The following is a 26,111-nucleotide window of genomic DNA, read 5'->3' as shown; positions in this document are numbered from 1 at the left end:
CATCCCCAGACTCACCGCCCACACCCCGCGACCTTGCTCACCCACATCTTGTGCCCGCGAGAACCCGTTCTACGCACCGTCAATTCGGAAGAGCCCCCATACGTCGTCGAAGGACGACGCGCCCGGCACAGGTTGAGTTCCGCTTAGCATCCAGAACAGGGTTGCGCCAAGGCTGTAAACGTCGGCCGCGATGCTGTAGACGCGCGCAGTCGTCGGGTGCTGACCGCGCGCCCCGATGCGTGCGACTTCCGGAGCCATGGTCGGAATGCTTCCGGCGGCGTCGGCCAGTCCGTTTGTGTCTTGAAGTTGGGCGAGCCCAAGGTCTCCTACGAGAACGTTTTGGTGGTGGTCTATGAAGAGGTTCTCGGGTTTGATGTCGCGGTGCAGCAACTTATGGTCGTGGATGCGGGCGACACCTTGGCAAGCTTGCCGGGCCCATCGAACGGCTATTGCGATGGGGACTCCGATGTCCGGCTCGATCTGGTTGGCGATCGTGCCATGCGTCGCCAGATCCGTCACCACGTAGGGGCGACCGGCAGCGAGGTCCGCATTCAGCACCTTGAGGATGTACTCGCCGTCAAGTTGCTTGAGGATCTGTGCTTCGGTCCACGGGCCCGCCACGGTCTGCTTGTGGATTTTGAGAGCACATAGTTCCTTGAGGTAGTAATCGAAAACTTCATACACCTCGCCGAAGTTGCCGTTCCCCAGAGCCTTTCGTATCTCGTACCGGCCAGCAATTATCTGTGCTGCCGGAATCGGTGCGGTCATGGCGTGATCCTAGGCACAATCTACAGATGCGGATGATGGGTTTGGCTGTGAGTATCAGCGGCAAAAAGATCACGGTGGCTGCCGTGATTCTCGACGATCACGCGCGACCGGAAGACGGGTTCGACAGGCAAGCGGTCAGCATAGAGAACTGCTTCGACGTCAAGGCGGACGAGGACGACCTCGCCGTTCGTTTAGGCGACCTGGCGAAATCGCTCAGCGGCAGAGTTCGGTCCATCGAGCCTGATGGCGTCGTGATTCGAAGAGCTGACAGGCCTCAACGTCCCTCCAACCAGGAGGGGCCACGGCTGAGACTTCTCGCGGAAGGTGCCGTTACAGCAGCGGTGCACGAGGTTGTTCGGGCGACTGCTATTCGCAACGGCAAAGACTGTGGAGCGGAGTTCGGCACTTCGAAAGAGAAGCTGGACGAGGAGGCACAGACCATTCTCGGCGGTAAGTACAAAGAGGCAACTGCGGCGGCGTTGTCGGGTCTGGCTAGTAACCGGAAGGCGGACTAAGGAACGTCGCTGATGTCCGGTGCGAGATGATTCGTGGCGATCGCGGCGTACTCCTCGGTGATCCGTTCGGCCTCTCTGGCCATCGCCTGTTCGGTCTGCAGTGCGGCAACCGCGTCCGCCAGCAACCCTGTCAGCCGCTCGCTCTGCCGTCGTTGCTTGCTGAGCTGATCCCGTGCGATATCGAGAGCCAGTTTCATACGGTGGGCGTCATCTCGGAACATCGCCTCGCTGATCGAGGGAAACCCGCGCCGCTGACCAGCGCGGCCCGCTTCCCAAGTTTCCAGCGAAGAGACGAACACCCGAGGCGCATTACGGGGTGCACGTGCGCCCGACGTCTGCGGCGGCCCGTCAAGGTCACCTGCCGTGAGCATCTGGTGGATGCGCTGACGCGAAACGCCGAGCCGCGTCGCCGCGGCCTGGATTGTCAGTGCATCTTCCACACCATAAGCATCGCGCAGTGACAATAGGTAAGCAACTTGCGTACAAGGGTGCTTCCGTTTCGTAGTTATGAAAGACATACTTGCTTACATGAGCATGCCTGTTAGCCTCCTGAACCAGGTTTGCGCAGCACAAACCGCCAACAGCACGCTGCGTGGCGATGATCTACGGAATGCTGGGCGCAAGGTCGCTGGCCTCGCCACTCGCGACGGTTGCGTGCTGATGGCGGTGGACGACGCTGGAGAGCGGCTCATAGCGGCGGCACTCCTTGCCGATCACGCCGTACGCGCTGCCGATTCCTCTGGCCGTCTCGACGACCAATCGGTTCTTCTCGTTGCGGGCCATCTCGCCGGGTCGACTGGCATCGCACTCAAAGCAGATCTCGCACGGGCGCTTGGAGCGGCGCACGTCCAGGCAGCATTCTTGGGCGACGAGCACCTGAGTGTCCACGGATGCGACCGCGTTACGTCGCTGACTGTGCGGCCGCACATGGTCGCGCTCTGAACGAAAGATTTGGAAGATGACCAAGCAGGGTTCGGCGATCGAGTGGACCGAGGTCACGTGGAACCCGACCACCGGCTGTGACCGCGTGTCGACTGGATGTGATTCTTGCTACGCGCTAGCTCTGGCTCGCCGGCTCAAGGCCATGGGGTCGGAAAAGTATCAGACTGACGGCGACCCGCGTACGTCGGGCCCCGGGTTCGGTGTCGCGATCCACCCGGGGGCGTTGCAGGAGCCATACCGCTGGCGCAGTCCACGCGTTGTGTTCGTGAATTCTATGTCTGACCTGTTCCACGCCAAAGTGCCGTTGAGCTTCGTGCGTGACGTCTTCGACGTCATGGCCGACACGCCGCGACACACCTACCAGGTGCTCACGAAGCGGTCGACACGGTTGCGCAAGGTCGCCGACAAGCTCGATTGGCCATCGAACCTGTGGATGGGAGTGTCGGTGGAGAATGCGGACGTTTTGTCGCGAGTGGACGATCTGCGAGCTGTTCCCGCAGCCGTGCGGTTCCTTTCCTGCGAACCATTGTTGGGACCGCTGGACGGAATCAATCTCGACGGCGTGTCGTGGGTGATCGCCGGAGGCGAGTCAGGTCCACGCTATCGCCCGATGGATCTGACTTGGGCACGCGGTATTCGCGACGCATGCCAGGGAGCGGATGTTCCGTTCTTCTTCAAGCAGTGGGGCGGTCGGACGCCGAAGGCGTCAGGCCGTGAGCTCGACGGGCGTTTGTGGGACGAGATGCCTAACGACGCTGCTATTGGCCAGTAGGCTGAATCGTCTGCTTGCGGGGCTTGACCTGCTTGTCACGCGGTTCAACGACCTTGTCGCCGGCGAGTGTGTCCCACGCTCGTGTGAGGTGCTTCTCGCGCGCAAGTCCTAACGTAGTGCCGAGGATTGCACCTATCCGGGACGACACGGGTATCGGGCCGCGCGCGACCAGGTCTCGAATGTTGTTGGTTATTAGACTGATCCAGTGCTGATCGAGCTTGTGTTCAGCTTCGCGTGCTTGCTCTGCCAGGTAATCGGAGGTGTAGTTGGCGAGTTCGACGTCGAAGAGATGTAGTTCTCCGTCGTCGATGGACGCCAGCCGATCCTCGCGAGCGATGTCGCTGAGGTAGCGGCGCCAGTCTTCGTTCGCCTTTGAGGCGGACTCATTGAACTGGTACGGGGCTCCCTCGTAACGATAGAAGAGCAGCATCACGAACAACGGGTGGTGTTCGGGACGGCGCCGAATCGGGACCGCGAACGATTCGAAGCCAGTGTCCGCCTGGATCTTCAAGCGGAACTGTTCGACAACGTGCAGCGCTGCCTTGGCGGCGGATCCGTCTGCGTCTAGCCTGCGTGCTTCGCTGAACGTGTCACGCCACCACTGTCCGCCGAGAAATTTGTCCATCCGCTCCAGCGTCGCTGAGCGCCCTGTGCTGGTCGTCTCATCGTCCTTCAGCTCACCCGTTAGGTACCCGCCAATCCGACTGACGGCGTTGACGTTGAAGTTGAGGAGTACCTCGGTCTTCAACCTCGCGTCGCGCTTGAGTAGCTTGTCCCGAAGATCGACATAGGGCAGCGCGGTACCGAACGGGTCGAGGAAGACGAACAGCGGCGACGAGCCAGCAACAGCCAAGGCGTAGTCGATATGATCTTGCACATCGCCATCAAGAACCTCATAGCACAGGTCGTCGCTTGCCTCCTGTCCGAGGACCGCGCGGAGGTTGTCGGCGTAGGCGCGCTTGCGTTCCACGAATATGCAATGCAGGTTGCGCCGCCACGCCCTGACGGTCGCTGCGGTCTGGATGGCCAGTAGCGGAGACCCGGGTTCTCCGTGGGCGCCTCCATTCTCGGGTTCGTAGCGTCCCGGTCCGGCGTACCCGTCGAGATACACGACCCGTCCGTCGGCGCTGCCCGCTCCTGTCATGGTCGCGAAGACTGTCGGATAGCGACTGAGGATGCCATGCTTGAGCACGGCGGCGGCCTGTTTGGTCTGGAAGAACTGATCGTTGTTCGTCACACTTCCCCTTCGCCGGGCAGGCGGAGCCCCTTCAATTGATGCGCTGACGCTTGGCACTGATTCTCCGCGGTGTGCGGCTTTGCATCAGGCTAAACCGCGCTTGACTCCGTTAGGACGGCTTCACGGCGGCCGACACAGGATCGGGGTAAGCGGATACTCTTCGGCTGTGCGTGGCAACTCGAACGGGCAACGGGATTCGAGAAGTCGTAACGCACGCTTCCACTTCAATCGCACCGCGCAAAGTACCAGGGCACAAGTTGATTTGCTGCTGGTTGGGAGATAGCACAACCTGCTTGCAGGTTCGTCACGCGGACAGGGTCGGCCTATGCTAAGCGATCGCTCGTCCCAATTCGGGACCTAACTCCGCAGCCACCCCTTGGTCAGTCGGTCGGAGTCTCGACACCGCCGTAGCGCGCCAGATGCCAACGAGCATGTGCCAATTGCTTGCGAAGGCTACCGCCAAGTTTGCTTTGGGAACCAGCAGCACCGATCGCAGCCTCAAGCGCCTGGACTTCATGGACTAGCGCGTATCGTTTCGCGGCGAAGTCTCGCGCGCAGTCGGGTGAGCAGTACAAGGGTCTCCGCCCACGAACGTCGCCAGGGTAGCTGCAGTTCTCACGGCACTCGGGGTTCATGCACGGGGCGAGGTCCGGATAGTGCTGTCGATGATGGAGTAGTTGCTCGACGGATGACGCGGGCTTCAATGCGCGAATGCTCATGATGTCCATCTACACGCGACCTCCGACAGCTGAAAGGCAAGGATGCGCGAATTGTGTGTGGTGTGTGTGGAGCCATCAGTCTAGCGCATAGGTAATCATGATTTCTGGTTCGATCTGAGTTCGTCATGCCACGTCATGAGTGTTGCGACACGCCGCCTCAGGTGCGAGGAAAATGTGACTGCCTCGGTACAGTCGCCTCAGTGTCCGCCTCCTACAGGAGGAAGGGGCGGGAGCAGACGCTGCGCCAACAGCGCCTACCCCCTTCGGGCACCTGACAGTAAGAAGGCGACCGCATGGTCAATCGTAGTGCCACCGCTCTCGCGGTCGACGCTGCCAATGATGCAGCGCTCGGCGACGCGATTGATGCCTGGTGGTGTCCGCAAACAGGCATTCCGCCGCCGCAGCATTCCACGATCCGGATTAGTTGACGCATCGCGTCTCGTATCACCGGAGCATTCGAGTTCCGGTGTGCCGTGGGAGGGCCGGTTGGCCCCGGCCCCCCACGGAGCGGCAACGCCGCATTCGACAACCCACCAGTCACATGGAAGGACATCATGTCTATTTCAGCGTGCCCTCGGCACGAACTCAAGCCGATCTCGTGCGTGTCGATCGGAGAGCGGTGATGGCGCGGCACGCGGGCGGCCCCGCGCCACGCATCGTCGACGAGCCCCGCACTGCCTCGATTGAGACGACTGCCGCTGAGGGGCAAGTCGTTCCGATCTCCGTCGACGGACTCGCCCTGGATCGGTTGAACCGGTTGCGGGAAATCCGAATCCGAGTTCGTAAGGGCGACAGAGCGATTCTGCCCGAGGCCTTGGAGCAGGCGGCGCGACTGCAAGCGATGCGACCGTTCACTTCGAAGGCTGTGGATCATGACACGGTAGCCGGGCTGGTCAGGTTGCTGATCGCCTTCTACCAAGCCAACGGCGTCATCGACGCACGCCGAGCGTTGCGCCGACCGGCTGTGGACCGCTACATGGAGCAACACGGACGGCCGACCCAGAGGACTGTCCGGTACTACTTGTACGCGATCGGCAGGCTTCTCTATCCGGGCGAGTACCCGCCCGCGCATACCGGATCGTCACCCAGGTCGCCACTGACAGCAGCAGCGAGCGATGACGACATCCGCACGCTGTACAGCCTCGCTCCTACGTTGGGAGACAAGGGAAGTCGTGTGCTGCTGTTGATGCTCGATGTCATCCTTGGGTCGGGAGCGCGCGTATCGGAGCTGAAGACGCTGCGATGCAAGGACTTCGATGACGTCGACGTGGCCGGTGAGAAGGTTCTCGTCATAACGCTGGGAACAGCGAAAGACGCTCCGCGCCGTGTTCCCGTCCTCGATGCTGCACGGGCACATCGATTGCGCGGGCTGGTCGCAACCGCTCCGCACCCGCACATCTTCGCTGCAGGCCGCAAGACCAAGGTTGAGCGTAACGCCGCGAACCGAATCAACAGCGACCTGGACACGCGCGGCTTGACTGTCCGGGTCGACCCCAACGCACTGCGGCACAAGTGGATGTTGGAGCAAGCTGCGGTTTTGCCGCTTGCGGACTTCACCGCTGTCGCCGGGATCATCGACGTCCGCGGGATTCGCGCATTGATGGGACCACAGCCTAGCGACGTCGCACGCCACGTGCTGCTCCACCAGATGCGTGCCCTCCGCGATCACCGATTGGAATCCTGACATGGCCGTACATCCCCATCACAACTATCCCGCCTGTACCGTCTCCGACCACGTCTTCAACGAAGCCCTTCTCATCGTGCGGGGCTCGGATGCCGAGGAACTTATTGGGTCCTGGCGGGGCGAACGACGCCAGGGACAGGGCGGACGACCAAGGTTGCCATTCACGGTGGCAGCCTTCATCTCCGCGTTGGCGTGCTGCATGCTCCTTGGTCTGCCGCGAACAATCGCTCAGGTATACCGGTGCCTGTCGGACTTCACCCCGGAGCAGTTGGAGAAGGTCGGCATGCGAGAGGACAGCTTTGCGGACCTGCGCGCCAATTACAAGAAGGGGTTGGCAAGCTTTCGAACTTGGCTGGAGACGGTCTTCGCGTGCGTCGATCCTGCACCAGAGCACCCGTTGCGGCGCGAAGATGTGGTCGTTACACGATCGCGCACCAAAGCGCTGACACCGGCGCAGCGCGCCGCCAACGAACTCGCGGAACAGCGACTGACAGAGCTCAGCAACGCCATCGTGGTCGCCCCGATTGATCGCACTCTGCTGGAGGGTGCACGCGGCGACCTGGTTGTCGACGGAACGAAACTTGAACTCGCCGGTCACACCTACGGCCTCGGCAACCATCCGGGCAAGCAACGCGGCGCTGCTCACTATGGCGCGCTGCAGGCGATCGAGTCCAATAGTCGTGTCGATTCCCAAGGTAAGAAAATCATCACGGATAGCGGATGGCGTCTGGAAGTCACCGCGGTCTCGGCTATCGGTCCCGCCGACGCGCTGCACAGTACGCCCACGGTATTCACCGGCATCGCCGTCCACCGGCCCTCATCCGGCTCGTTCGATGGACTCGACACCGCCGTCGGCTTCCACCGAGCAAATGGGTTTGACCAGCGAAAAACCGGCAACGCCCGCCTACCGATGGTCACCTGGGACAAGGGCTACACCGACGAGCGGATGGGGCAGTGGCAAGTCGACAACGGTTATGCCGGTGTCTTCCGTTACTCAGAACGTTGGACGGATCGTGTGCTCGTCGCGGTCGGCACTCGACCGGGTGAGGACGAGCTTCCCGGTCCCGTTCAGGTCGATGGAGTCTGGTTCTGCCCAATGGTTTCGCGCCTCACCGAAGGCAGGCCAGAAGTCTCACCGCTACGCGTGTTTCGCGACCCCGAGAACCCAGAGCTCTATGACCAGTGGGAGGCGCACGACACCTGGCTCAAGGAGTACCTGCCACTGGCGATGGGAGTGAACCGCCGGGCGTGGATCGCCAACGCGAAAGCAGGACGTCCGAGCACCATCGCTCCACCAGCGCGGGCCGTCAAGATGGAGTTGTCCTGTCCAGCGTCGCTGGGCAACATCAGGTGCACGCGATGGCACAACCCCGCTACCGAGGGGCGAGTCGACCTCGCCGAAGTGGCGCCCGGCCCAGACGTGCCCGACTACCGGTGCTGTCGTCGCAGGTCTGTGACTGTCACCCTCACTGAGAAGCAGGTCAGGCTGCATCAGCACTCGCAGTTCATCCCGCTGTCGTGGGACCACGCCATCTACTTTGAAGCCGCACGCTCGCTCACCGAGCAGCGCTTCAACGTCGTGAAGTCGCGCGCCGTGGCCGGCCTCGACAACCTGAAGATAGGGCCTCGTCGGGAAGCGCTGGTGAGGATCATCATCGCAATGGCATTCGCTGTCGCGAACCTCCGAGAGATTCAACGGTTCCGTGAGGTCGGACCAGCGAAGGGCGAATCAATCGAGCGGAAGTGGGCACGGCTCCGCAGGGACCTCAATCGCGAACCGGCGCGCACACCACCACGCACCTGAGCCGCATTTCCGCGAGACATCTCGCCATCAACGAGCCCCGGCCTACTCGGCTGGGGCTCGTTGCGTTTCCGTGTCGGCAAACTGCCCGGAGATTCAGCACCCCGCGCAAGTCCCCTGACCTGAACGGCGCCTGGCCCGCTACTCCCGCCGACATCATGGAACTGCGAGTCACTGAAACTGTGACGCTCGGCAGAATCACAGGGGCCACTGCGCACGGGTCAGAACCGGTACGGCAGCCCGTGAAATTCCCCGGAGATCGCGTCGAAATTCCCCGGACACCGTTATCAGGTAGCCGTGGTGAGCAGCCAACCTAAACTGCTCACCACCTCGAGCAAAGCCGCGACATCGGTCGAAGATGTCGCGGCTTTGTCGTTCCGGGTTTGGGTCGGCAAGATTCGCGACGGGGGTTCTTTTAGGTTCTGCGGCGCCGCGAGGTTGCGGTGGGTGGAGACTGACCCGCGGTTTCGTGGGGCGATCCGCAGGTTTTACGCTCGCCTCATGGCAGTCAGTCCCACGGTTCCCGTGGTCGCAGCAGGTTTGGTCGGTGGTTATGCGACGGCGCGCTTCAGCGGCGTTCGTCCGCTCGGCGGTGTCGTGCTCGCCGCGGCGGGTGCGTACTGTACGCGCGAGTGGGCCAAGCAGAGCCCCGTCGTCGCTGCTGGGCTGCTGACGACGTACCTCGGTGGGTTCGGGGCGTCGCATCCCCTGGCCAACAAGATCGGTGCATGGCCGTCGGTGGCGGCCGTGACCGTGGCGACCGCCGGTATTACTGCCGTCGCGACTCGCTGACATCACCTCGCTCGCCACGAGGTTGACGAAATCGACCCGCCAGGCGGCACAAGCGTCAACCGCGTCGGCCCTGATTCGGGGTCGACAGATCAGCGTTTGTCGTCGTCTCCGATATCGGTGCGCAGGTGACCGGTGATCTCGTCGACCTTCGCGCCGGTCGTCGGGGCGAAGCGTGATTCGTCGAAGCGCGGCGCGCCGTCGATGGTGAGGTTGTACTTCAGGAGTTGTTCTTTCACAGGGCTTTTGAGCTCCGCGAAGATCAGCGTGATGGCGTTGCCGCGTAGGTAGTCGTCGAGTTCGACGATCTCGTCGATCGCGGTCGCGTCGATCTCGGTGATCGGTTCGGCAGCGAGGATGACGGTGTGGATCGAGCGCCCCGCATCCCACGCCTTTTCGACCTCGCCGCGCACGAAGTCGTCGAAGAGGCCGCCGTTGGCGAAGAAGAGTGGGGCGTCGAAACGCACGATGACGACGCCGGGGATGCGCTCGGCGGTCGGGTTGCGCGTGACGTCGTGATAGCCGCGGACGCCGGGAACGCGTCCGAGTTCGGTGCGGTAGGGCCGCCATGCCTGGTTCACGAACGCGATGAACGCCAGGCCGATCGCCACCAGAATGCCTTCCAGCACACCGAGAAGCGCGACGCCCAGGAACGCCGCGATCGACAGCGCCCCCTCGACCCAGCTGACGCGGAACAGCTCGCGCACCGACTCGACGTCGATCAGCGAGAAGGCTGCCGAGATGACGACCGCGGCCAGCGCCGACGACGGCAGGTACGCGGTGACGCCGGGTGCGACGAGAATGAAGACGACGATCAGGAGGGCACCGGTCAGTGGTGCGAGTTGGCTGCGCGCGCCGGCCTGCTCGGCGACCGGTGTTCGCGACGACGACGCCGAGATGGGGAAGCCGCCCAGCAATCCGGAGCCGATGTTGGAGGCTCCGATCGCGGCCATCTCCTGGCTGCCGTTGACGCTGTCACCGGCGCGGGCGGCGAAGGTCCGGGACAGGACGCTGGTGTCGGCGAAGGCGATGAGCGCGATGCCGGCGGCCGGTCCGATGAGGGCGAGAGCATCACTGAGGTCGACGCCGCTCAGCGCCGGCGCGGGGAATCCGCGGGGCATGCCGCCGACGACGGGGAGATCGTCCTCCCAGCCGAGGGCCCACACGACGACGATCGCGCCGACGACGGCTATCAGCACTCCAGGAACCATCTTGCTGAACCGCTTGATGATGAGAATGACCGCGAGACAGGTGATTCCGATGACGGTGGGTAGTATCTCGAACTTGCGGTCGACGATGCCGCGGGCGATCTCGGTGATCTCGCCGAGGATGGAGTCTGCCTCGATGCTGAACCCGAACAGCTTGGGAAGCTGACTCAGGATCACCACGAGTGCGATGCCGTTGAGGTAGCCGATGCGGATCGGTTTGGACAGCAGGTCGGTGACGAACCCGAGTTTCAGCAGACCGCCGATGAGGAGGATGACACCGACCTCGATCGCGAGGACTCCGGCCAACGCGATGCGCTCGCCGTCGAACGCGGCCAGCGGGATGATGGCCGCCGCGATGATCGGGGCGAGTGAGGAGTCCGGTCCCAGCACCAGAATGCGCGACGGCCCGACCAGCGCGTAGATGATCAGCGGGACGATCGTGGCGTAGAGGCCGGTCACGGGCGGGAGTCCGGCGACCTCGGCGTAGCCCATACCCGCGGGGATCAGCAGCGCGGTCAGCACGATGCCGGCGACGATGTCGCCACGCAGCCAGCTGCGGTCGTAGTTCCGCGCCACGGCGAGTCCCGGCAGCCACCGGGAGAGTGTCGAACTCATCGGGTGATTATGGCTCAGCGCTCGGCCGGTTGGTGTGGGGTCCGGTGTCTGCCTCGTGCAGGTGTGCGGGCCGGTACACCGAACGGGCTAAAGGCAGGCTTCTCGCGCAAAACGGACTGTGATGTAGAGCACATATTCGTACACTCCAATGCGCCGCGGGATCTCGCCGAGTAGCACCCTGAACACCGCCCCGCTCCGTACTGGAGCGGGGCGGCGTCGTGTCCATCGCCCAACCGACTTACCCAGATTCAGTGCGTCGGATCGTCGATGCTGACGGCACAATCGCCGCATGCCACCCCATCCCCATCTCGATGTGCCGTCGTCACCGGAGCTTCGACGGCGATGTCAGGCGCGCGCCGTCCTCGAGGCCATCATCGCCGGCAGCGCGGAAGAGGCAACGTCGGCCCACCTCCGATACAACGACACCTGGCGCCCCGACGCCGCGCTGGCCACCTGGGAGGACGGGCAGGGCAACGAGTGGTCGGCGGTGTTCTCCCGTACCGGCACCTACCTGCGCGGCTACTACCGCGACTCCGCCATGAATCCCCTTCACTACCAACGTAATCGGCTGTGGGACGGGCTTCTCGACGACCTGCCGTCGCAGTTCGCCGGTTACGTCACCGACCCCGACGTCGACGGCAAGTACCGCTACGCGCCCGAACCCGATTCGGCGATACCGGCAATCACGTTGTGCGCGTGGCAATTACCTGACGACCGGTCGTGGCAGGGGTCGGGACTTCGATCCACCCGACGAGGTCGACGAGGAACTCGAAGGCCTGGAGTACCTGTTCCGCGATGTCGTCGAGTGGTCGTCGGACGAGGTCACCGAGGCGCTCACCGACTACCACGAACTCGACCTCGACGCAGCCGCCGTCGTCAAGGTCCTCGGTCGCGCGCCGCTGACCCCCGAACTCGTCACCTACGTCAACCCCGACGCCGACACCGCGTGGGTCCTGGCGCAGGCGGTCACCGCCGGCTATCCGAGCTAGGGGCCAGCCCCAACCTGTCCACAACCCACCATTTCGCGGCAACCTGTGGACAACTCACATGTGATCCTCGATCTGTCGTAGGCGGAACCTAATCTGGCCCGTATGAACGACTTTCGACCTCTCATCGTCGACGAGAAGTATCTCGCCGGGCGGTTCGGCAGTGCCGTTGCCGCCGGCTCTCGGCTCGCGCGCGACGGCCACGTGCTGACTCGCGAATGGTCGGAGTCCGGACTCGAACTCTCCGGCACCTGCGACGATCCCGACGGCTATTCCTACGCCGCGCAGATCCGGTTCCTCGGGACCCCCGGTGGTGGACGGCAAGTCGTCGGATCGCAGTGCTCGTGCCCGCTTACCCTCTACTGCAAACACGCCGTTGCCGTGATGTTGGACGAGACGGCCGCCAACCGCCACGTTTCCGGAGGTGTGGTTCCCGGTTGGCGCACCGCGCTCGACACCGTGGCCCAGACGCGCGGCAGCACGGCAGTCAGCCCAGTGGCGACTCCATCCCGCGCACGTGTGGGCCTCCTGTTCATCCTCCCCGATCTCGACGATGCACGAGACCCGGGCTTACGCATCCTTCCGGTGGTCACCGATGCCCTTGGCAGATGGCGGCCCTCGGTCACCTGGGATCAATTCGGCGACAGTTCGACCGCTGACTTCGAGTATGACGACGACGCCAGTCCGCTTGTCCCAGAACATGTCCGGGCGGCTCGCACCCTGGCGCGGGCCGCCATCGCCGCCGGGGCAGTCGACGACGAGACAGCGTGCATTGTCGTGGAACGGGCGCCCGAAGATATCTGGGATCTCCTCACATCAGCACGCGATGCAGGTATCGCGCTGATGGCAGATCCGGACGAGGCCGCATCCACCGTCGAGATCGTCCACGACGCCGAACTCGGCCTGCACGTCGAACGCGATGGTGACGGCATCGTCCTGCGTGCCGGGCTCCGCCGCGCAGGCGGGCACTCCACGGTCGACTCTCACGAGAAGCGCTACGCCCCACCCTTCGACGGTTACAGCGAGATGCTCCCGCACGGGTTCTTCCTCGTCGCCGAGCAGACACTGTTCCTCGGGTCGGTCGCAGCCTCCGTCAACAAGCCCGCTGTCGCCGAACTCGTCGATCATTCGACGATTCGTATCCCTGACGCGGACGTGCCCGAGTTCCGCGCCGAGGTGCTGCCCGCGCTGCAAGCCTCGCTGGCCATTCACGACCCGACCGGCGCCCTTGACGCCGCCGTCGCCCGCGGGCCATTCCCTCTACTAACGGTTGAGGGCACCGACCAGGGCTCACTCGTCTACTGGCAGCTCTGCTACGAGATCGACGGAACACAAGGGATTTTCGAGCGTAACTCGGTCCGCATGAACGCTTCGTTCCGAGATATGCGGGCCGAGGCCGACCTCTGGGAGCCTCTCGCCGACACGATGCGCGCCGTCGCGTCGACGTGCAATCGGTGGCCCATGCAGGCAGTGCGCTACGCGCAGCACGAGTTCATGCGCGCCGGCGCCACCAGAGAAGCGAGCTACGAGTTGCTCAAGAACATGATCGATCCGGAGAAGGCCATTTCCCAGGCGACGCCGGAGCTCCTGGCGCGCCGCTACACCTACAGCCGCGTGGACACCGCGCGCCTCTGCGGTGAGGTCGTCCCCGGCTTGCGGCAGCGCCCCGACGTCCGGGTGCGGCTACTCGGTATCGACACGGATTTCCGCGCCGCACAAACCGAACCGATCATCACCTTCGGCCTCGGCGATGATCCTCGCAGCGACTGGTTCAACCTGCGCATCCACGTCTCCATCGATGGGCAAGCCGTACCCTACGACGTTCTGCTTCGCGAATTACGCAGCAGCGCAACGCATATGATCATGCCCGATGGCACCTACTTCCCCCTCGATCACCCATCGCTGGAACGCCTGGTGGATCTGCTCGACGAGGCCAGGGACATCGGCGACATCCAATGCGGCCGCATCCGGCGCGGCTCCGTCAACGCGACCCTGTGGGAGGAACTGTTCGCACTCGGCGTCGTCGACGCCGATCTCACGGCCTGGAGCGAACGCCTCGTCACCCTCGCTCAGGCGACACCGCCGACTCCCGCGGACACGCCCGCGGCCCTGCGGGCGGAGCTCCGTGATTATCAGCGCGACGGCCTCACCTGGCTGAAGTTCCTCTGGGACAACAAAATCGGGGGAATCCTCGCCGACGACATGGGCTTGGGAAAGACGATCCAGACACTCGCACTGATCGCGACCGCGCTGGAGACCACACCCGACGCACGGTTCCTGGTGATCGCGCCGACCAGCGTCGTCGGAAACTGGGTGAAGGAGACCGAACGGTTCCTGCCCGACACGACGATCCGCGCGATCTCCTCGGTACGCACCCACGGGCCCGTCGACGAACAGATCGGTGACTCGACGATCGCGGTCACCTCCTACACGCTGTTCCGCCTCCAGTACGACACCTTCGCGGAGTTCCCGTGGTCGGTCATCATCTTCGACGAAGCGCAGTTTCTCAAGAACCACGACGGCAAGACCCACCAGTGCGCTCGCCGCATCCCCGCAGACCTGAAACTGGCCATCACGGGTACGCCGATGGAGAACAACCTCATGGAGCTGTGGGCCCTGCTCTCCATCACCACACCCGGGCTGTTCCCCACACCCCGGCACTTCATCGAGTTCTTCCGCCGACCCATCGAGTCGGGCGACAGGCGTGGCCGGCTCGCTCTCCTGCGCCGCCGCATCAAACCCGTCATGCTGCGCCGCACGAAGGATCAGGTCGTCGGTGATCTGCCGCCGAAGCAGGAGCAGACCGTCGCCCTCGACCTGAGTCCGCGCCACGAGAAGATTTACCGCGCCCGGTTCAATCGCGAACAGCAGAAGGTGCTCGGGCTCATCGAGGACTTCGAGCAGAATCGCTTCGAGATCTTCCGCTCCCTCACCATGCTCCGCCAACTGAGCCTGCACGCCGCCCTCGTCGACGACCAGCACGCCGACGTCCCGTCGTCGAAGATCGATTATCTTGCCGACAAGCTGCCCGAGCTCGTCGAGGAAGGCCACTCGGCGCTGGTCTTCAGCCAGTTCACCGGCTTCCTGAACCTGGTCCGCCGGCGCCTCGACGAGGTCGGGGTCCCCTACAGCTACCTCGACGGCTCCATGAGCGCACCCGCACGTGCCGCCGAGATCGACCGGTTCACCTCCGGCACCACTCGTGTGTTTCTCATCAGCCTCAAGGCGGGCGGTTTCGGGCTCAACCTCACCGAGGCCGATTACTGCTTCGTCTGCGATCCGTGGTGGAACCCCGCGGCCGAGGCACAGGCCGTCGACCGCGCCCACCGCATCGGCCAGACGCGTCCTGTCACCGTGTACCGACTCGTCTCGGCCGGCACCGTCGAGGAGACCGTCGTCGCCCTGCAGGAACGTAAGCGGGCACTGTTCGACGCCGTCATCGACGACGGCGATCTCTTCGGCACCGCGATCACCGCAGGCGACATCCGGGATCTGATGGGCAAGGGCGACGGTTAGACTCCCGGGACACCACAGAACGGGGGGACCCAGAGATGTTCATCAATCGTCGATTCCGCCGCGGCACCGTCGCCGCACTGGCATGTGCTGCCGTCTTCACGGTCGGCGCCTGCTCGACCGACGGGTCGGCCACCGGCGAACAGACCACGCCGACCGCCACCAAGTCCGGCAAGGAACTCATCGTCACCTCCGCCGATCTCCCGGCCGGTTACACCGAGACCCCGATCCCCGAGTCCGATTTCCAACGAACCGTCGATCAGATCCTGAACGCGACGAAGGGCGCCGACGTCGACCCGCCGCAGTGCGTGCAGCCGGAGATGATCCCCGGTTCTATGGACGTCTCCCAACTCGGCCTGATCGTCGCAACCAAGGGCGCAACCTCGTTGGCGGCCACGGTCGTGCCGACCACCCAGGATCTGGGCAAGATCGAGAAGTCGATGACCGGCGAGTGCGCCGAGATCACCATCAAGATCAACACCGGGCAGGCCGCGGGAGCGACGAGCACCGCCACCTACACCAAGAAGCAAGCACCCTCCACGCCCGCCACCGACGAAGCCGTCTTCGAGCAGAAGTCCGTCACGGCGTATCAGGGTCAGAACGTCACCACGACGACGCTCATGGGCTGGGCGGCGATCAACGGGTACACCGTCTCGGTGACCTCCGGCGGCCTCGACACTCCCGACGAGGCGGCGTTCAACGACCTCTTCGTGAAGGCCGTGACGAAGGTCGGCGACGCGACGTCGTAACCCGCTGGGCGCCACCTCCCGGACGCGATGACCCGCTGGACGTGACACCCCGCCGGACTCCGGTGCGGCGTACGGCCGGCGGTGCGCACCCCCTCGTGTGTTCACCGCCGACCGTCCGCGCGTGTTGTGGCCGCCGCCGACCGCGGTCGTCATCGGCGTCGCCGGGCCGTCGTACCGCTCCGCAGCGTTGGCCGTCGCAAGCCCACACACCCCCGACATCTGTGCCACCCCGAGGCACGTTCGGTGCGGACTCGTGGCGGCCAACGCTGCGTTGCCATCACGAAACCAGCGAAACGCCGGCCGAGCCAGCGACCCTCACGTATAGAGAGGTGAAGGTACAGGTCAGCGCGAGATTGGAAATTCCGGACCGGAAAAGCCCCGACGGTTTCCCGGAGTGTTTCCGCCGGGAACCCATGCGTAGGACTCAGTCGAGTGACTCAACTCACCGTCGGGAATTGGGCGAGTGAAGGGCGGTTAATTACCCTGAATCGGGTGTCCGTATCGGGGAGCGGAAAGCGTGAGGTTGCCTTCGGGGCGGCTTTGGCACGCCTGTTCATACAGGCGGGCCGTCCCACGCTGCGTGCCGCATCCTCGGCGTGTGCGGCGGCCGGAGCACCGGTCTCCGGCCAGCGGATCAGTGACTGGCGCAATGGACGGCACCTTCCCAAGGAGTTCTCCACCGTCCAGCCGCTGCTCGTCTGGTTGACCTCGCGCGCCGTCTCCGCGGGCGAAGACAACGTCCTGACGATCCCGCAGTGGAAGGACCTGTGGTCCGCGGACCCGGCCGCCGCCGACTCCGACACCGACGACCCGGGCAAGTCGCGGGACGTCGAGACGACCAACCGGCCGTTCCTCGGATTGGCCTCCCTCACCGCCGACGACCGTGCCGTCTACTTCGGCCGCGACGACCTCGTCAACGAACTCGCCGCGGTGATCCGCGGGGCGCTCGCCGACGAGTCAGGGGCCCCCCGCATCGTCATCGTGGCCGGCGTCTCCGGCGCCGGAAAATCATCGTTGCTCGGCGCCGGGATCGCCCGGGCCGACGGCGTCCCGACGCCGCGTCCCGCCGTCATCGACGCCGACGGTCTCCACTTCGACGACGAGCCTCCCGCCGACACAACCACAACCGCACAGATCGTCGTCATCGATCAGTTCGAGGACGTCTTCACCAACTCCGACGACGCGGTCCGCCACGTCATCGGCCAGCTCGAGGAGCTCGCCCGCGACGGCGTCGTGGTGGTGGGTGTGCGCGCGGACTTCTTCGGCCACTGCGTCGAGTTCCCCACCCTCGCCCGCGCCTGGCAGCGCCGCTGCGTCATCGTCACCGAGATGACCGACGCCCAATTGCGTGAGGCGATCACCGGACCGGTGAAGGTGGCCGGCGGGCGCATCGAGTCGGGGCTCGCCGACGTCCTCATCGCAGACCTGCACGCGGCGTCGGGTGTGGGTGATCGCGCCGGCCGGCTGCCGCTGCTCGCCCACGTGTTGCAGGTGACGTGGAGCCGGCGCTCGGGCAACCGCATGACGATCTCCGCCTACCGCGCCTCCGGCGGCATCGCCCGCGCCGTCGCCGATACCGCGGAGGCCGCGTGGGCCGCGGTCGATCCCGACGATCACGATCTCGCCCGCTCGCTGTTGATGGCGCTCGTCCACGTCGGGCCGTCGGGTGTCGCGCTGCGCACCGCGCTGGACCCGGCCACCATCGACGGCCGCTTCCCCGAACGTGTTCACGAGATCATCGACGTCTTCGCCCAGGCCCGGCTGCTGACGGTCTCGCAGGACGCGATCATGCTCATCCACGACGTCGTGCTCACCGCATGGCCGCGACTCGAGTCGTGGATCGGCGCGGACATGGAGAACCATCTCTGGCGTCAGCAACTCGACATCGATACCGCCGCCTGGGCCGGCAACGGCAAGCACAAGTCGTTCCTCTACACCGGCTCGCGGTTGGAAATGGCGCTCTTCCAACGCAGCGCCGTCGGCGAGCATTACCGGCACCTGCTCACCGCCGACAACGAAGCCTTCCTCGAGGCGGCCGTCGAACAGCGTCGCGGCAACCGGATGGTGCGCACGGGTGCCATCGGGCTCGTCGTCATCCTCGCGGTGATCTCGACCATCGCCGCCGTCATCAGTCTCCGCCAGGCACACGATCTGACCCAGCAGCGCAACAACGCCGAGCACGCCGCGCTGATGTCGCACATCGACAGCCTCCGCACCACCAACCCCACCGTCGCCGCACGCCTGTTGCTCGCCGCCCACAAGCTCTATCCCGACGACGAGTCCGTGTCCGAACGCATCCTCGGCGCCGCGAGCACGCCGCTGGCCACCACCGCTACCGGCCACGACGGCCCCATCTACGACGTCGCCGTCTCCGCCGACGGCAGCACGGTCGCCACGGCCAGCGGCGACCGCAGCGTCCGGCTATGGGCATCGTCGGACGACGCCGCGTCCTACCGGACCGTCGCGACCCTGCGCGGCTTCGGCAACTACGTCACCGCGGTCAGTTTCCACCCCACCAAACCGTTGCTCGCCGCGGCGAGCGGCGACGGCACCGTCCGCGTCTGGGACATGTCCGACCCGGCCGCACCGAAGGCCACCGCGACACTCCGTCCCGGCGACGGTCGGACCGTCTACATGGCCCGATTCTCGCCTGACGGAACACAATTGGCGACCAGTGCCGACGACGGATCGCTCACCGTCTACCGCGTCGGCACCGCCGTCGATCCACGGCCCGCCGCCGTCGTCCGCGCCCACTCGAGCGCCGTCCGCACACTCTCCTACCGCCCCGACGGGAAGGTACTGGCCAGCGGCGGTGACGATCAGGTGGTTCACCTGTGGAACACCGCCACCCCCGACGACGTGACGCCCGCCGGCCCCACCCTCACCGGATTCCCGTCCATCACGCACGCCGTCGCCTTCAGTCCCGACGGCCGCGACCTGGCGATCACCGGGGACTCCGCCAACGCCCAGATCTGGGATGTGTCCGACCCGTCGAGCCCGGTCGCCCGCAACTCCGCACTCCCGAACACCATCGGCGGATCCTGGTCGCTGACCTACAGCCCCGACGGCGCGCGGCTCGCGTCGGCCCGCTCGGACGGAAGCGTCGTCGTGTGGAACACGGTGAACCCGAGCGATGCACTTCCCCTGTGGTCCCTGGGCAATACCCCCGTCGACGGCACGCTGCGTACCTTCGCGGGCACCTTCAGTCCCGACGGCTCGCACCTGTTCGTCGGCCGTGACGACGGCGCACTCGATGTGTGGAGCATCCCGCCGGACGTGTACACCGGGCAGGGCGGGACGATCAGCAGTGTCGGGGCGTCGAAGACCGGGCAGGTGGTGGCCACCGCCGGCACCGACGCCGCGCTGACCGTGTGGACCGCTCAGGACGGGAAGCTCGCGGACCGCAGCCGAATTCCGTTGCAGCGCAGGGTCAATGACCGTCCAAGCGTGGCCGTCAACGCCGGCGGGACCCAGATCGCCACGGCGAACAACAACGGTGGCCTCGTCCAGCTGTGGGATACCGCCGACCGCGCCCGCCCCAGACTCGCCACCGACATCGCCACCGACACCCGCTACACGTCCTCGGTGGCGTTCTCCCCGACCGCCGACGTACTGGCCGCGGGCGCGTCGGATGTCACCGTGCAACTGTGGGACACGAGCAACCCCGCCCAACCCAGGCCGCGCTCGGCTCCCCTGACCGGCCCCACCGATCTCATCCGGAGCATCGCCTTCTCGCCCGACGGCACCCGCCTCGCCGTCGGCGCCGACGACACGCACACCTACGTCTACGACCTCACCTCCGATGCCACCACGCCGCTCGCCGTCATCGACGACACGAGCGCGCCGTCGCAGGTGGGCTTCACCGAGAACGGCGACATCCTCGTCGGCTCACGGGATCTCACCGCCTTTCGTGTCGATGGGAAGGGACAGGTCACCGAGGTCGCGCGCCGCGCCGACGTCCACGCCGCGACGCTGACGGTCCGCCCCGACGCGATCACGGTCGGCACCAGCACCCACGAACTGCTGACCTTCACCCTCGCCGCCGACGGCTGGTACGATGCGCTGGGCATCCAGCCGCTGCTGGTCCCCGGCGAGACGGGCACCACCTTCCAGCTCGCACCGCGCACGTCGTCGTCGGACTCGATTCTCGTCGCCGGCGACGGCACTGGCTCCCTCTACCGGCAGACCACCGACATCGACACCGCCAAGGCCTGGATCTGCACGAGCTCGCCGCCGCTCCACGAGGATCTCCAGGATTCGCTGCTCCCACACGAGCCGACCGACGACTCGTGCTGAGGTGCCCGGCACGGTTGCGCCGCCGGCCGACATCACGACCAATCCGTACGGTGCGACCCCGAATCAGGTTCCGCTGCAGGGATTTCCAGTGCAGGGGGAAGCACAGCACGGTGTGCCGGCGTTCGCGTCGGCCGACGTCACCAAGCCGTTCTCGATCGGCGCGATCCTCGCGCTCGTCGGGTCCGTCGTGGTGATCGCGTCCTACTTCCTGGCCTGGAACGTCGTCGCCGACGACACATCGGTCACCGTGAACGGATGGGGATCGGTCAGCGATCCGGCCTACGAGTTCACCACGGTCAAACTGCACTGGCTGCTGCTGGTGGCCGGCCTCGTCGCGCCGGTCGTCGCGGTGGTGCGGCTGCTCGGCAAGTACACCGAGGAGTGGAAGCGCGGGTCGATCGCGGTGATCGGAGCAGCCGCGATCGGCGCTCTGAGCACTCTGTTCCTGCCGCCGGATGGCGGGGAGCTCACCACGGGTGCCTATCTCGGCAGCCTCGGTGGACTGGTCATCGCGGCCGGTGTCGCGCTGATCGCGTTCGCGAAGCGCTGAGCACGACGGGCCGGCCGGTCACGACGGCTACTGCGCAGGCGGCGCGAACACCTCGAGCGCGTCGGGAATGACCTCGAACACCGCGGGCAGCTGACCGACGAGATCGCCGTCGAGGGACACCAGAGCCGTTGGATCGCAATAGAGTTCGACCTCGGTGCCCACCCACGTCGACACCAGCGCATGCCGTACGTGGGCACCGCTGAACACCGTCGGGAAGAGCCGCGCGATGGTGGTGCGCGGCAGCCGCGCGGGATACCGCGCCACGGTGAGATTGATGGCGCCGTCGAACATCGATGCCGCCGGCGTGACCTGCATTCCCCCGCCGTACGACGTCGCGTTGCCGATCGCCGCGAAGACGAGATCTTCCTCGCAGGTTTCGTCGTCGACACGAATCCGGTAGTGGCGAGAGCGCAGCCGCACCAGTTCGAGCAGGGCTGCGAGGGTGTATCTCGATTGCCCTTTCGGCCATCCCATCCGGCTGGCGCGCTCGGTCACCGAGGCGTCGAATCCGGTGGCGGCAACGGTTGTGAACAGGTGCGAGTCTCCGTCGGGAAACGTTGTTCGGCCGATGTCCATGCGACGGGTGTGCCCGGCCACGATGACCTCGACCGCGGCGAGCGGATCATGAAGGGGGATACCGAGATTGCGGGCCATGTCATTGCCGGAGCCGGCGGGAATGACCCCGATCGGGGTGCCGCTGCCGTAGCTGGCCTCCAGGGCCAGGCGGATGCTGCCGTCACCGCCGCAGACGACGAGCGCGTCGGTACCCGACGACGCCGCGTCGCGAGCGAGATCCGACGCGTGTGACACGTCGCTGCCGACCTCCAGCACCGCGTCGACGCCGCTGCTGCGGAACGCGTCGACCGCTGCGTTGGCGACCTCCTGGCCGCCGCCGTGACGCGACTGGGGGTTCGCGAGCACCATGACGTGCCGGACGGACATGGGTTACAGTCTCCCACAGAATGGCAACCTACGACCCTGGTGAGCAGGTTCTCGACGCTGCCCGGCGGTGCCTCCTCCGCCGCACGGGTCGTAAGGTCACGCTCGCACAGATCGCCCGCGAGGCGGGCGTCAGTCGCCCCACGGTGTATCGGCGGTGGGCCGACGTCAACGAGGTCATCCGGTCGCTGCTCACCCGCGAGGTGGTGCAGATCGTGCAATCGAGCCTGGGACCCAACGGCTTCGACGGCTCGTCCCTCGACGACATCGTGGCGCGGATCGTCCTTGGCGTGGAGGCGCTGCGGTCGAGCGAACTCATCGAAATGCTGTGGCGCGAGCAGAGTCAACTGATGGCGCCTTACGTCCTCGGACGCCTCGGCGCCTCGCAGCTCACCGCGCTGGATCTCATCGCCGACGGGCTGCGGCGGGCGCAGGATCGAGGGGTGATCCGCGCCGGCGACATCAACCACATCGCCTCGGTCGTGCTGCTGATCTGTCAGACGGCGGTGTCCTCGGCGCTGATCATCGACGCGACGCTCGGCGACGCATGGAAGCCCGAGGTGTACCGGCTGCTCTATTCCTATCTGGATCCGGCCGCCGGCCCGACGACCATCCCCGATCTCTCGCGCGGCTGACGACCGAACAGTGAGTACTCTCAACGCCATTCGACGACGGCACGCTCTTGAAGAGCTCGCCGATCCGCGGCAACCGCTGGATGTGCTCGTGATCGGCGGTGGCATCACGGGTGTCGGCGCCGCGCTCGACGCGGCGTCGCGGGGGCTGCGGGTAGCGGTGGTCGACGCCGCCGATCTCGCCAACGGGACCTCGCGGTGGAGCAGCAAACTCGTTCACGGTGGACTCCGCTATCTCGCCACCGGCCAGCTGCCGATCGCCTACGAGAGCGCCCTGGAACGCCACCACCTGATGACAACCATTGCGCCCCATATCATCTCGCCTCTTCGACTGGTCGTGCCCGATCGCGGTCCCCGTCCGGCGATCTCTGCCATTCGGGCCGGCTTCCGCGCCGGCGATCTGCTTCGCCGGGCGGTGCGCACCCCGTCGTCGGTGTTGCCCGGGCCCGCCCGGATCTCGGTGCTCGAAACGCTGACTCGCTGTCCGACGGTCGCGCGAGCGGGATTGCGGGGCGCGGTGACCAGCGCCGACGGACAACTCGTCGACGATGCGCGCCTGGTGATCGCGCTCGCGCGTACCGCCGCCGCGTTCGGTGCCGCGATCTGCACGTACACCCGTGCCGAGCGGGTCACCCCCGACGGTGCGCTCCTCACCGACGTCCGGACCGGCGAGCAGTTCGACGTCGCCGCCCGCACCGTCATCAACGCGACCGGAGTCTGGGCGGATCACCTCGACCCGACCATCGCGATACGTCCCAGTCGCGGAACACATCTCGTCTTCGACGCCGGCGTGTTCGGTCATCCGTCGGGAGCGCTCACCGTACCCGTCGACGGCTCGATCTCCCGGTTCGTCTTCGCTCTCCCCGAACAACTCGATCGGGTCTTCGTCGGCGTCACCGACGTCGCCGCGCCCGGCCCCATCCCGGACGTACCGCAGCCCGACGACGCCGAGATCGATTTCCTTCTCACCACGATCAATTCCGCACTGGAACAACCCGTTTCACGGGATCAGATCATCGGGACGTTCGCGGGCCTGCGCCCGCTCATCGACCCCGGTGCCGGAATGGCGACCGACGGCGCACTCGCCGACGTCTCACGCCGCCACCGCGTACAGGTCACCGATCGACTGATCAGCGTCGTCGGCGGCAAGCTCACCACCTACCGTCGAATGGCCCAGGACGCCGTCGACGCGGCCGTTACGGTCGGAAAACTGAATGCCGGGCCGTGCGTCACAACGGAACTCGCCGTGATCGGGGCCGTCGGCGACGTACCCTTCGGCCGGTATCCGCCATCGACGGTAGCCCGCTACGGCAGCGAGACCGCGGCGCTGTTCCGGGACGCGCGGACCGGCGAGGCGTCGTCGCTGATCGCCGATGGGATCGACGTGACGCGTGCGGAGATCGAGTTCGCGGTCCGCCACGAGGGCGCACTCACCGTCGATGATGTGCTGCACCGGCGCACGCGGATCGGACTGGTGGAGGCCGACGCCCGCCTCGCGCGGCCGGCGATCACCGCGATCGTCGAGAAGACGCTCGCGACGCTGTGATCAGTACCCCATCGTCCGGATCTCGCGGGCCAGGCGGTCGAGAGCCTCGCGTCGCACGTCGAGGTGCGGGCTGATGCGCAGCACGGCCTGTTCGGTGGACAGGGGTGCGCGCCACGAATCCGCGGCTGTCACAAGCAATCCCACGTTACGCAGCGCGTCACGGGCGGCCACGACATCGGAGGTCTCCCAGCCCGGCGGAGGAGCGAGGGTGATGATCGCCGACGGCTCGTCGATCGGCTCCATGACCTCCCAACTGCCGATACCGTGCAATCGTTCCCGGGCGGTGCGCCCGATGAGGGCCAACTCGCGGAACACCTTCTGCTGCCCGATCTCGAGGAGTTCGCTCACCGCGACCCCGAGACCGAGCCTGCCGGCGATGAACGTCTCCGAGTCGTCGATCTCCACACCGCGCAACGCATCTCGGCGCACCGCGATGAATCCGACACCGCGCGGCCCGGCCAGCCACTTGCGGCTGGTGCCGTAGACGATGTCGGCGCCGGTGACGGTCGGGACGTGGCCGACCGCCTGCGCCATGTCGGCGACGACCGGTACGCCGGCGGCATGGGCGATCTCCACGATGCGGGCCACCGGCTGCACCGCGCCGGACATCGACCCGACATGGCAGATGTGGATGAACGCGGGCTGCTCGAACTGCAGCATGTTCTCGAGCGCGTCGGTGTCGACGTGACCGTAGAGGTCCGCGTCGGGGAGGGCCCGCACGGCGTAGCCGCGGCGCTCGAACTCGTCGAGGTTGGGACCGAACTCGTTCTTGGCGACCCACACCGTCGAGGCCACCGGCAACGACCAGTGCGACAGCAGCGCACGTAAGGCGGCGCGGGCGCTGTCCCGGAAGGAGGCCTCGTCAGGGGTGTGTCCGATCAGCGATGCCAGGTGGCGACGGTGCGCGGCGAGTTCCTCGGCGGCGTCGTCGGCCGCGACATAGGACCCCACCTCCGACTCCCGCCAGAGGTGAGCTGTCACCGCGTTGATGGCCGCATCCGAGGAGCGCGCCGCAGCGGCGGAGTCCAGATGCGTCACGGCCGGTGGGATGCGTGCGGCGTGCCATTGTTCCCCGAGTTCGCTCACATACACACCGGCCAACCTACGCCAGCGCACCACCTGCCGGACAGGGGAGGTTGCCTGACCTGCGGCGCAGGAATCCGATGGAACCGGAGGAGTCGCTGCTGCGTCCAAGGATGCATGGAACCGCTGATCGAGTATCTCTTCGGCACCGGCGACGGCGTCACCACCACTTGGACCTCGCCCGCCGATGTCGACGTCGACGCGAATGGAACACCAGATGCGGTGCTCCTGGACTTCGACGGTGACGGCTCCCGCGACGACGCCATGTGGGACTCCGACGGCGACGCGCTCGCGGACGCCGTGATCCTCGATGTGGACGTGGAAGTGGAAGGCGACGCGGGACGTGGTGACGAGGGAAGCGGCGTCGGCGGTGGAAGCGCCGACACCGGCGCTGAACCGCGCATCTACCGGGACACCGGGCGCGGGCTGTGGGACCAGCGGGTGTGGGATGCGGTGGATTCAGGGCGGTTACCAGGGGAGCCTGACGACACCCACGATCTCGACGGTGACGCCCGCCCCGACGTGCGGATCCGATCCACCCCGCAGGGCCGGGAACTGGTCGTCGACTCCGATGGTGACGGCTCCTTCGACCGGATCATCGTCGATTCCGATGGCGATGGCCGCGCCGACGCCACCCGGGAGGCGACACCCTCCGATTAGGCGACCCCAGGGGCCGGGGTGCTGCACGAATCGTCCTGAAACTGAGCAGTGTGGCGCCGTTTCGCCCGTGAAACCTCCGGAATCAGGACGTTTCGTGCAGCATCACC

General features: G+C 65.8%; 20 protein-coding genes and 1 pseudogene. 13 read left to right on the top strand and 8 right to left on the bottom strand.

Annotated features, from left to right (window positions below; genetic code table 11):
* Window positions 1–69: 69 nt before the first annotated feature.
* Window positions 70–768: a serine/threonine protein kinase gene (locus ACZ4TW_RS19950; protein WP_465545627.1), complete on the bottom strand. Its 699-nt coding sequence runs from the start codon at window positions 766–768 to the stop codon at window positions 70–72.
* Between the two features lie 26 nt (window positions 769–794).
* Here ACZ4TW_RS19950 and ACZ4TW_RS19945 point away from each other — a divergent pair, with 26 nt between their 5' ends.
* Entirely contained in the window at window positions 795–1,283 is a 489-nt protein-coding gene (locus ACZ4TW_RS19945) for a hypothetical protein (protein WP_465545625.1), read from the top strand.
* Here ACZ4TW_RS19945 and ACZ4TW_RS19940 read toward each other — a convergent pair.
* Entirely contained in the window at window positions 1,280–1,723 is a 444-nt protein-coding gene (locus ACZ4TW_RS19940) for a hypothetical protein (RefSeq protein WP_465545623.1), read from the bottom strand. The two genes, ACZ4TW_RS19945 and ACZ4TW_RS19940, sit on opposite strands and share 4 nt — an antisense overlap.
* Before the next feature lie 163 nt (window positions 1,724–1,886).
* The gene (locus tag ACZ4TW_RS19935) at window positions 1,887–2,171 is read right to left on the bottom strand and encodes a hypothetical protein (protein ID WP_465545621.1); all 285 of its coding nucleotides are present in this window, start codon (window positions 2,169–2,171) and stop codon (window positions 1,887–1,889) included.
* Between the two features lie 70 nt (window positions 2,172–2,241).
* Between ACZ4TW_RS19935 and ACZ4TW_RS19930 the strand changes: the two genes are divergently transcribed.
* Window positions 2,242–2,997, top strand: a complete 756-nt coding sequence (locus ACZ4TW_RS19930) for a DUF5131 family protein (RefSeq protein ID WP_465545619.1) — start codon at window positions 2,242–2,244, stop codon at window positions 2,995–2,997.
* On the opposite strand, the gene tcmP is transcribed toward ACZ4TW_RS19930, so the two are convergent.
* Window positions 2,984–4,234 (bottom strand): three-Cys-motif partner protein TcmP, encoded by a 1,251-nt coding sequence (gene tcmP / locus ACZ4TW_RS19925; protein ID WP_465545617.1) that lies wholly within the window; start codon window positions 4,232–4,234, stop codon window positions 2,984–2,986. The two genes, ACZ4TW_RS19930 and tcmP, sit on opposite strands and share 14 nt — an antisense overlap.
* A gap of 1,341 nt (window positions 4,235–5,575) precedes the next feature.
* Here tcmP and ACZ4TW_RS19920 point away from each other — a divergent pair.
* From ACZ4TW_RS19920 to ACZ4TW_RS19910, 3 genes are all read left to right on the top strand, one after another.
* Window positions 5,576–6,637, top strand: a complete 1,062-nt coding sequence (locus ACZ4TW_RS19920) for a tyrosine-type recombinase/integrase (RefSeq protein ID WP_465545615.1) — start codon at window positions 5,576–5,578, stop codon at window positions 6,635–6,637.
* Between the two features lie 166 nt (window positions 6,638–6,803).
* Entirely contained in the window at window positions 6,804–8,441 is a 1,638-nt protein-coding gene (locus tag ACZ4TW_RS19915; protein WP_465545614.1) for a hypothetical protein, read from the top strand.
* A gap of 498 nt (window positions 8,442–8,939) precedes the next feature.
* Complete coding sequence (locus ACZ4TW_RS19910; RefSeq protein WP_465545612.1) at window positions 8,940–9,230, top strand: hypothetical protein; 291 nt, start codon at window positions 8,940–8,942, stop codon at window positions 9,228–9,230.
* A gap of 89 nt (window positions 9,231–9,319) precedes the next feature.
* Here ACZ4TW_RS19910 and ACZ4TW_RS19905 read toward each other — a convergent pair whose 3' ends face one another.
* Together ACZ4TW_RS19905 and ACZ4TW_RS19900 are read right to left on the bottom strand one after the other, a co-directional pair.
* A complete protein-coding gene (locus ACZ4TW_RS19905; protein WP_465545610.1) occupies window positions 9,320–11,050 on the bottom strand; it encodes a SulP family inorganic anion transporter in 1,731 nt (576 codons plus the stop codon).
* Window positions 11,051–11,733: 683 nt separating this feature from the next.
* On the bottom strand, window positions 11,734–12,063 hold the full coding sequence (locus ACZ4TW_RS19900) for a hypothetical protein (RefSeq protein WP_465545608.1): 330 nt from the start codon (window positions 12,061–12,063) through the stop codon (window positions 11,734–11,736).
* 78 nt (window positions 12,064–12,141) lie between these two features.
* On the opposite strand from ACZ4TW_RS19900, the pseudogene ACZ4TW_RS19895 reads away from it, so the two are divergent.
* The 5 genes and pseudogenes from ACZ4TW_RS19895 to ACZ4TW_RS19875 form a co-directional block, all read left to right on the top strand.
* Window positions 12,142–12,420, top strand: a pseudogene (locus ACZ4TW_RS19895) (SWIM zinc finger family protein); the annotation flags it as partial.
* 459 nt (window positions 12,421–12,879) lie between these two features.
* Window positions 12,880–15,552, top strand: coding sequence for a DEAD/DEAH box helicase (locus ACZ4TW_RS19890; protein ID WP_465545632.1), 2,673 nt, complete (start codon window positions 12,880–12,882; stop codon window positions 15,550–15,552).
* 35 nt (window positions 15,553–15,587) lie between these two features.
* The gene (locus tag ACZ4TW_RS19885; protein ID WP_465545607.1) at window positions 15,588–16,298 is read left to right on the top strand and encodes a hypothetical protein; all 711 of its coding nucleotides are present in this window, start codon (window positions 15,588–15,590) and stop codon (window positions 16,296–16,298) included.
* Between the two features lie 492 nt (window positions 16,299–16,790).
* Window positions 16,791–20,594 carry an NACHT and WD repeat domain-containing protein gene (locus ACZ4TW_RS19880; RefSeq protein ID WP_465545605.1) on the top strand — a complete coding sequence of 1,268 codons (3,804 nt, stop codon included), beginning with the start codon at window positions 16,791–16,793 and terminating at the stop codon, window positions 20,592–20,594.
* A 1-nt stretch (window position 20,595) separates the two neighbouring features.
* On the top strand, window positions 20,596–21,144 hold the full coding sequence (locus ACZ4TW_RS19875; protein ID WP_465545604.1) for a hypothetical protein: 549 nt from the start codon (window positions 20,596–20,598) through the stop codon (window positions 21,142–21,144).
* 27 nt (window positions 21,145–21,171) lie between these two features.
* Here ACZ4TW_RS19875 and ACZ4TW_RS19870 read toward each other — a convergent pair whose 3' ends face one another.
* Window positions 21,172–22,086 (bottom strand): diacylglycerol kinase family protein, encoded by a 915-nt coding sequence (locus ACZ4TW_RS19870; protein ID WP_465545602.1) that lies wholly within the window; start codon window positions 22,084–22,086, stop codon window positions 21,172–21,174.
* A gap of 20 nt (window positions 22,087–22,106) precedes the next feature.
* Here ACZ4TW_RS19870 and ACZ4TW_RS19865 point away from each other — a divergent pair, with 20 nt between their 5' ends.
* Both ACZ4TW_RS19865 and ACZ4TW_RS19860 read left to right on the top strand, forming a co-directional pair.
* Window positions 22,107–22,718 (top strand): TetR/AcrR family transcriptional regulator, encoded by a 612-nt coding sequence (locus ACZ4TW_RS19865; protein ID WP_465545600.1) that lies wholly within the window; start codon window positions 22,107–22,109, stop codon window positions 22,716–22,718.
* Window positions 22,719–22,728: 10 nt separating this feature from the next.
* Window positions 22,729–24,261 (top strand): glycerol-3-phosphate dehydrogenase/oxidase, encoded by a 1,533-nt coding sequence (locus tag ACZ4TW_RS19860; RefSeq protein WP_465545598.1) that lies wholly within the window; start codon window positions 22,729–22,731, stop codon window positions 24,259–24,261.
* On the opposite strand, the gene ACZ4TW_RS19855 is transcribed toward ACZ4TW_RS19860, so the two are convergent.
* Window positions 24,262–25,347 (bottom strand): aminotransferase class V-fold PLP-dependent enzyme, encoded by a 1,086-nt coding sequence (locus ACZ4TW_RS19855; RefSeq protein ID WP_465545597.1) that lies wholly within the window; start codon window positions 25,345–25,347, stop codon window positions 24,262–24,264.
* Window positions 25,348–25,461: 114 nt separating this feature from the next.
* On the opposite strand from ACZ4TW_RS19855, the gene ACZ4TW_RS19850 reads away from it, so the two are divergent.
* Window positions 25,462–26,004 (top strand): hypothetical protein, encoded by a 543-nt coding sequence (locus ACZ4TW_RS19850; protein WP_465545595.1) that lies wholly within the window; start codon window positions 25,462–25,464, stop codon window positions 26,002–26,004.
* Window positions 26,005–26,111 lie beyond the last annotated feature (107 nt).

It is taken from the genome of Agromyces sp. NPDC029043, assembly GCF_055564615.1.
This window is presented reverse-complemented; position numbering and strand designations above follow the sequence as displayed.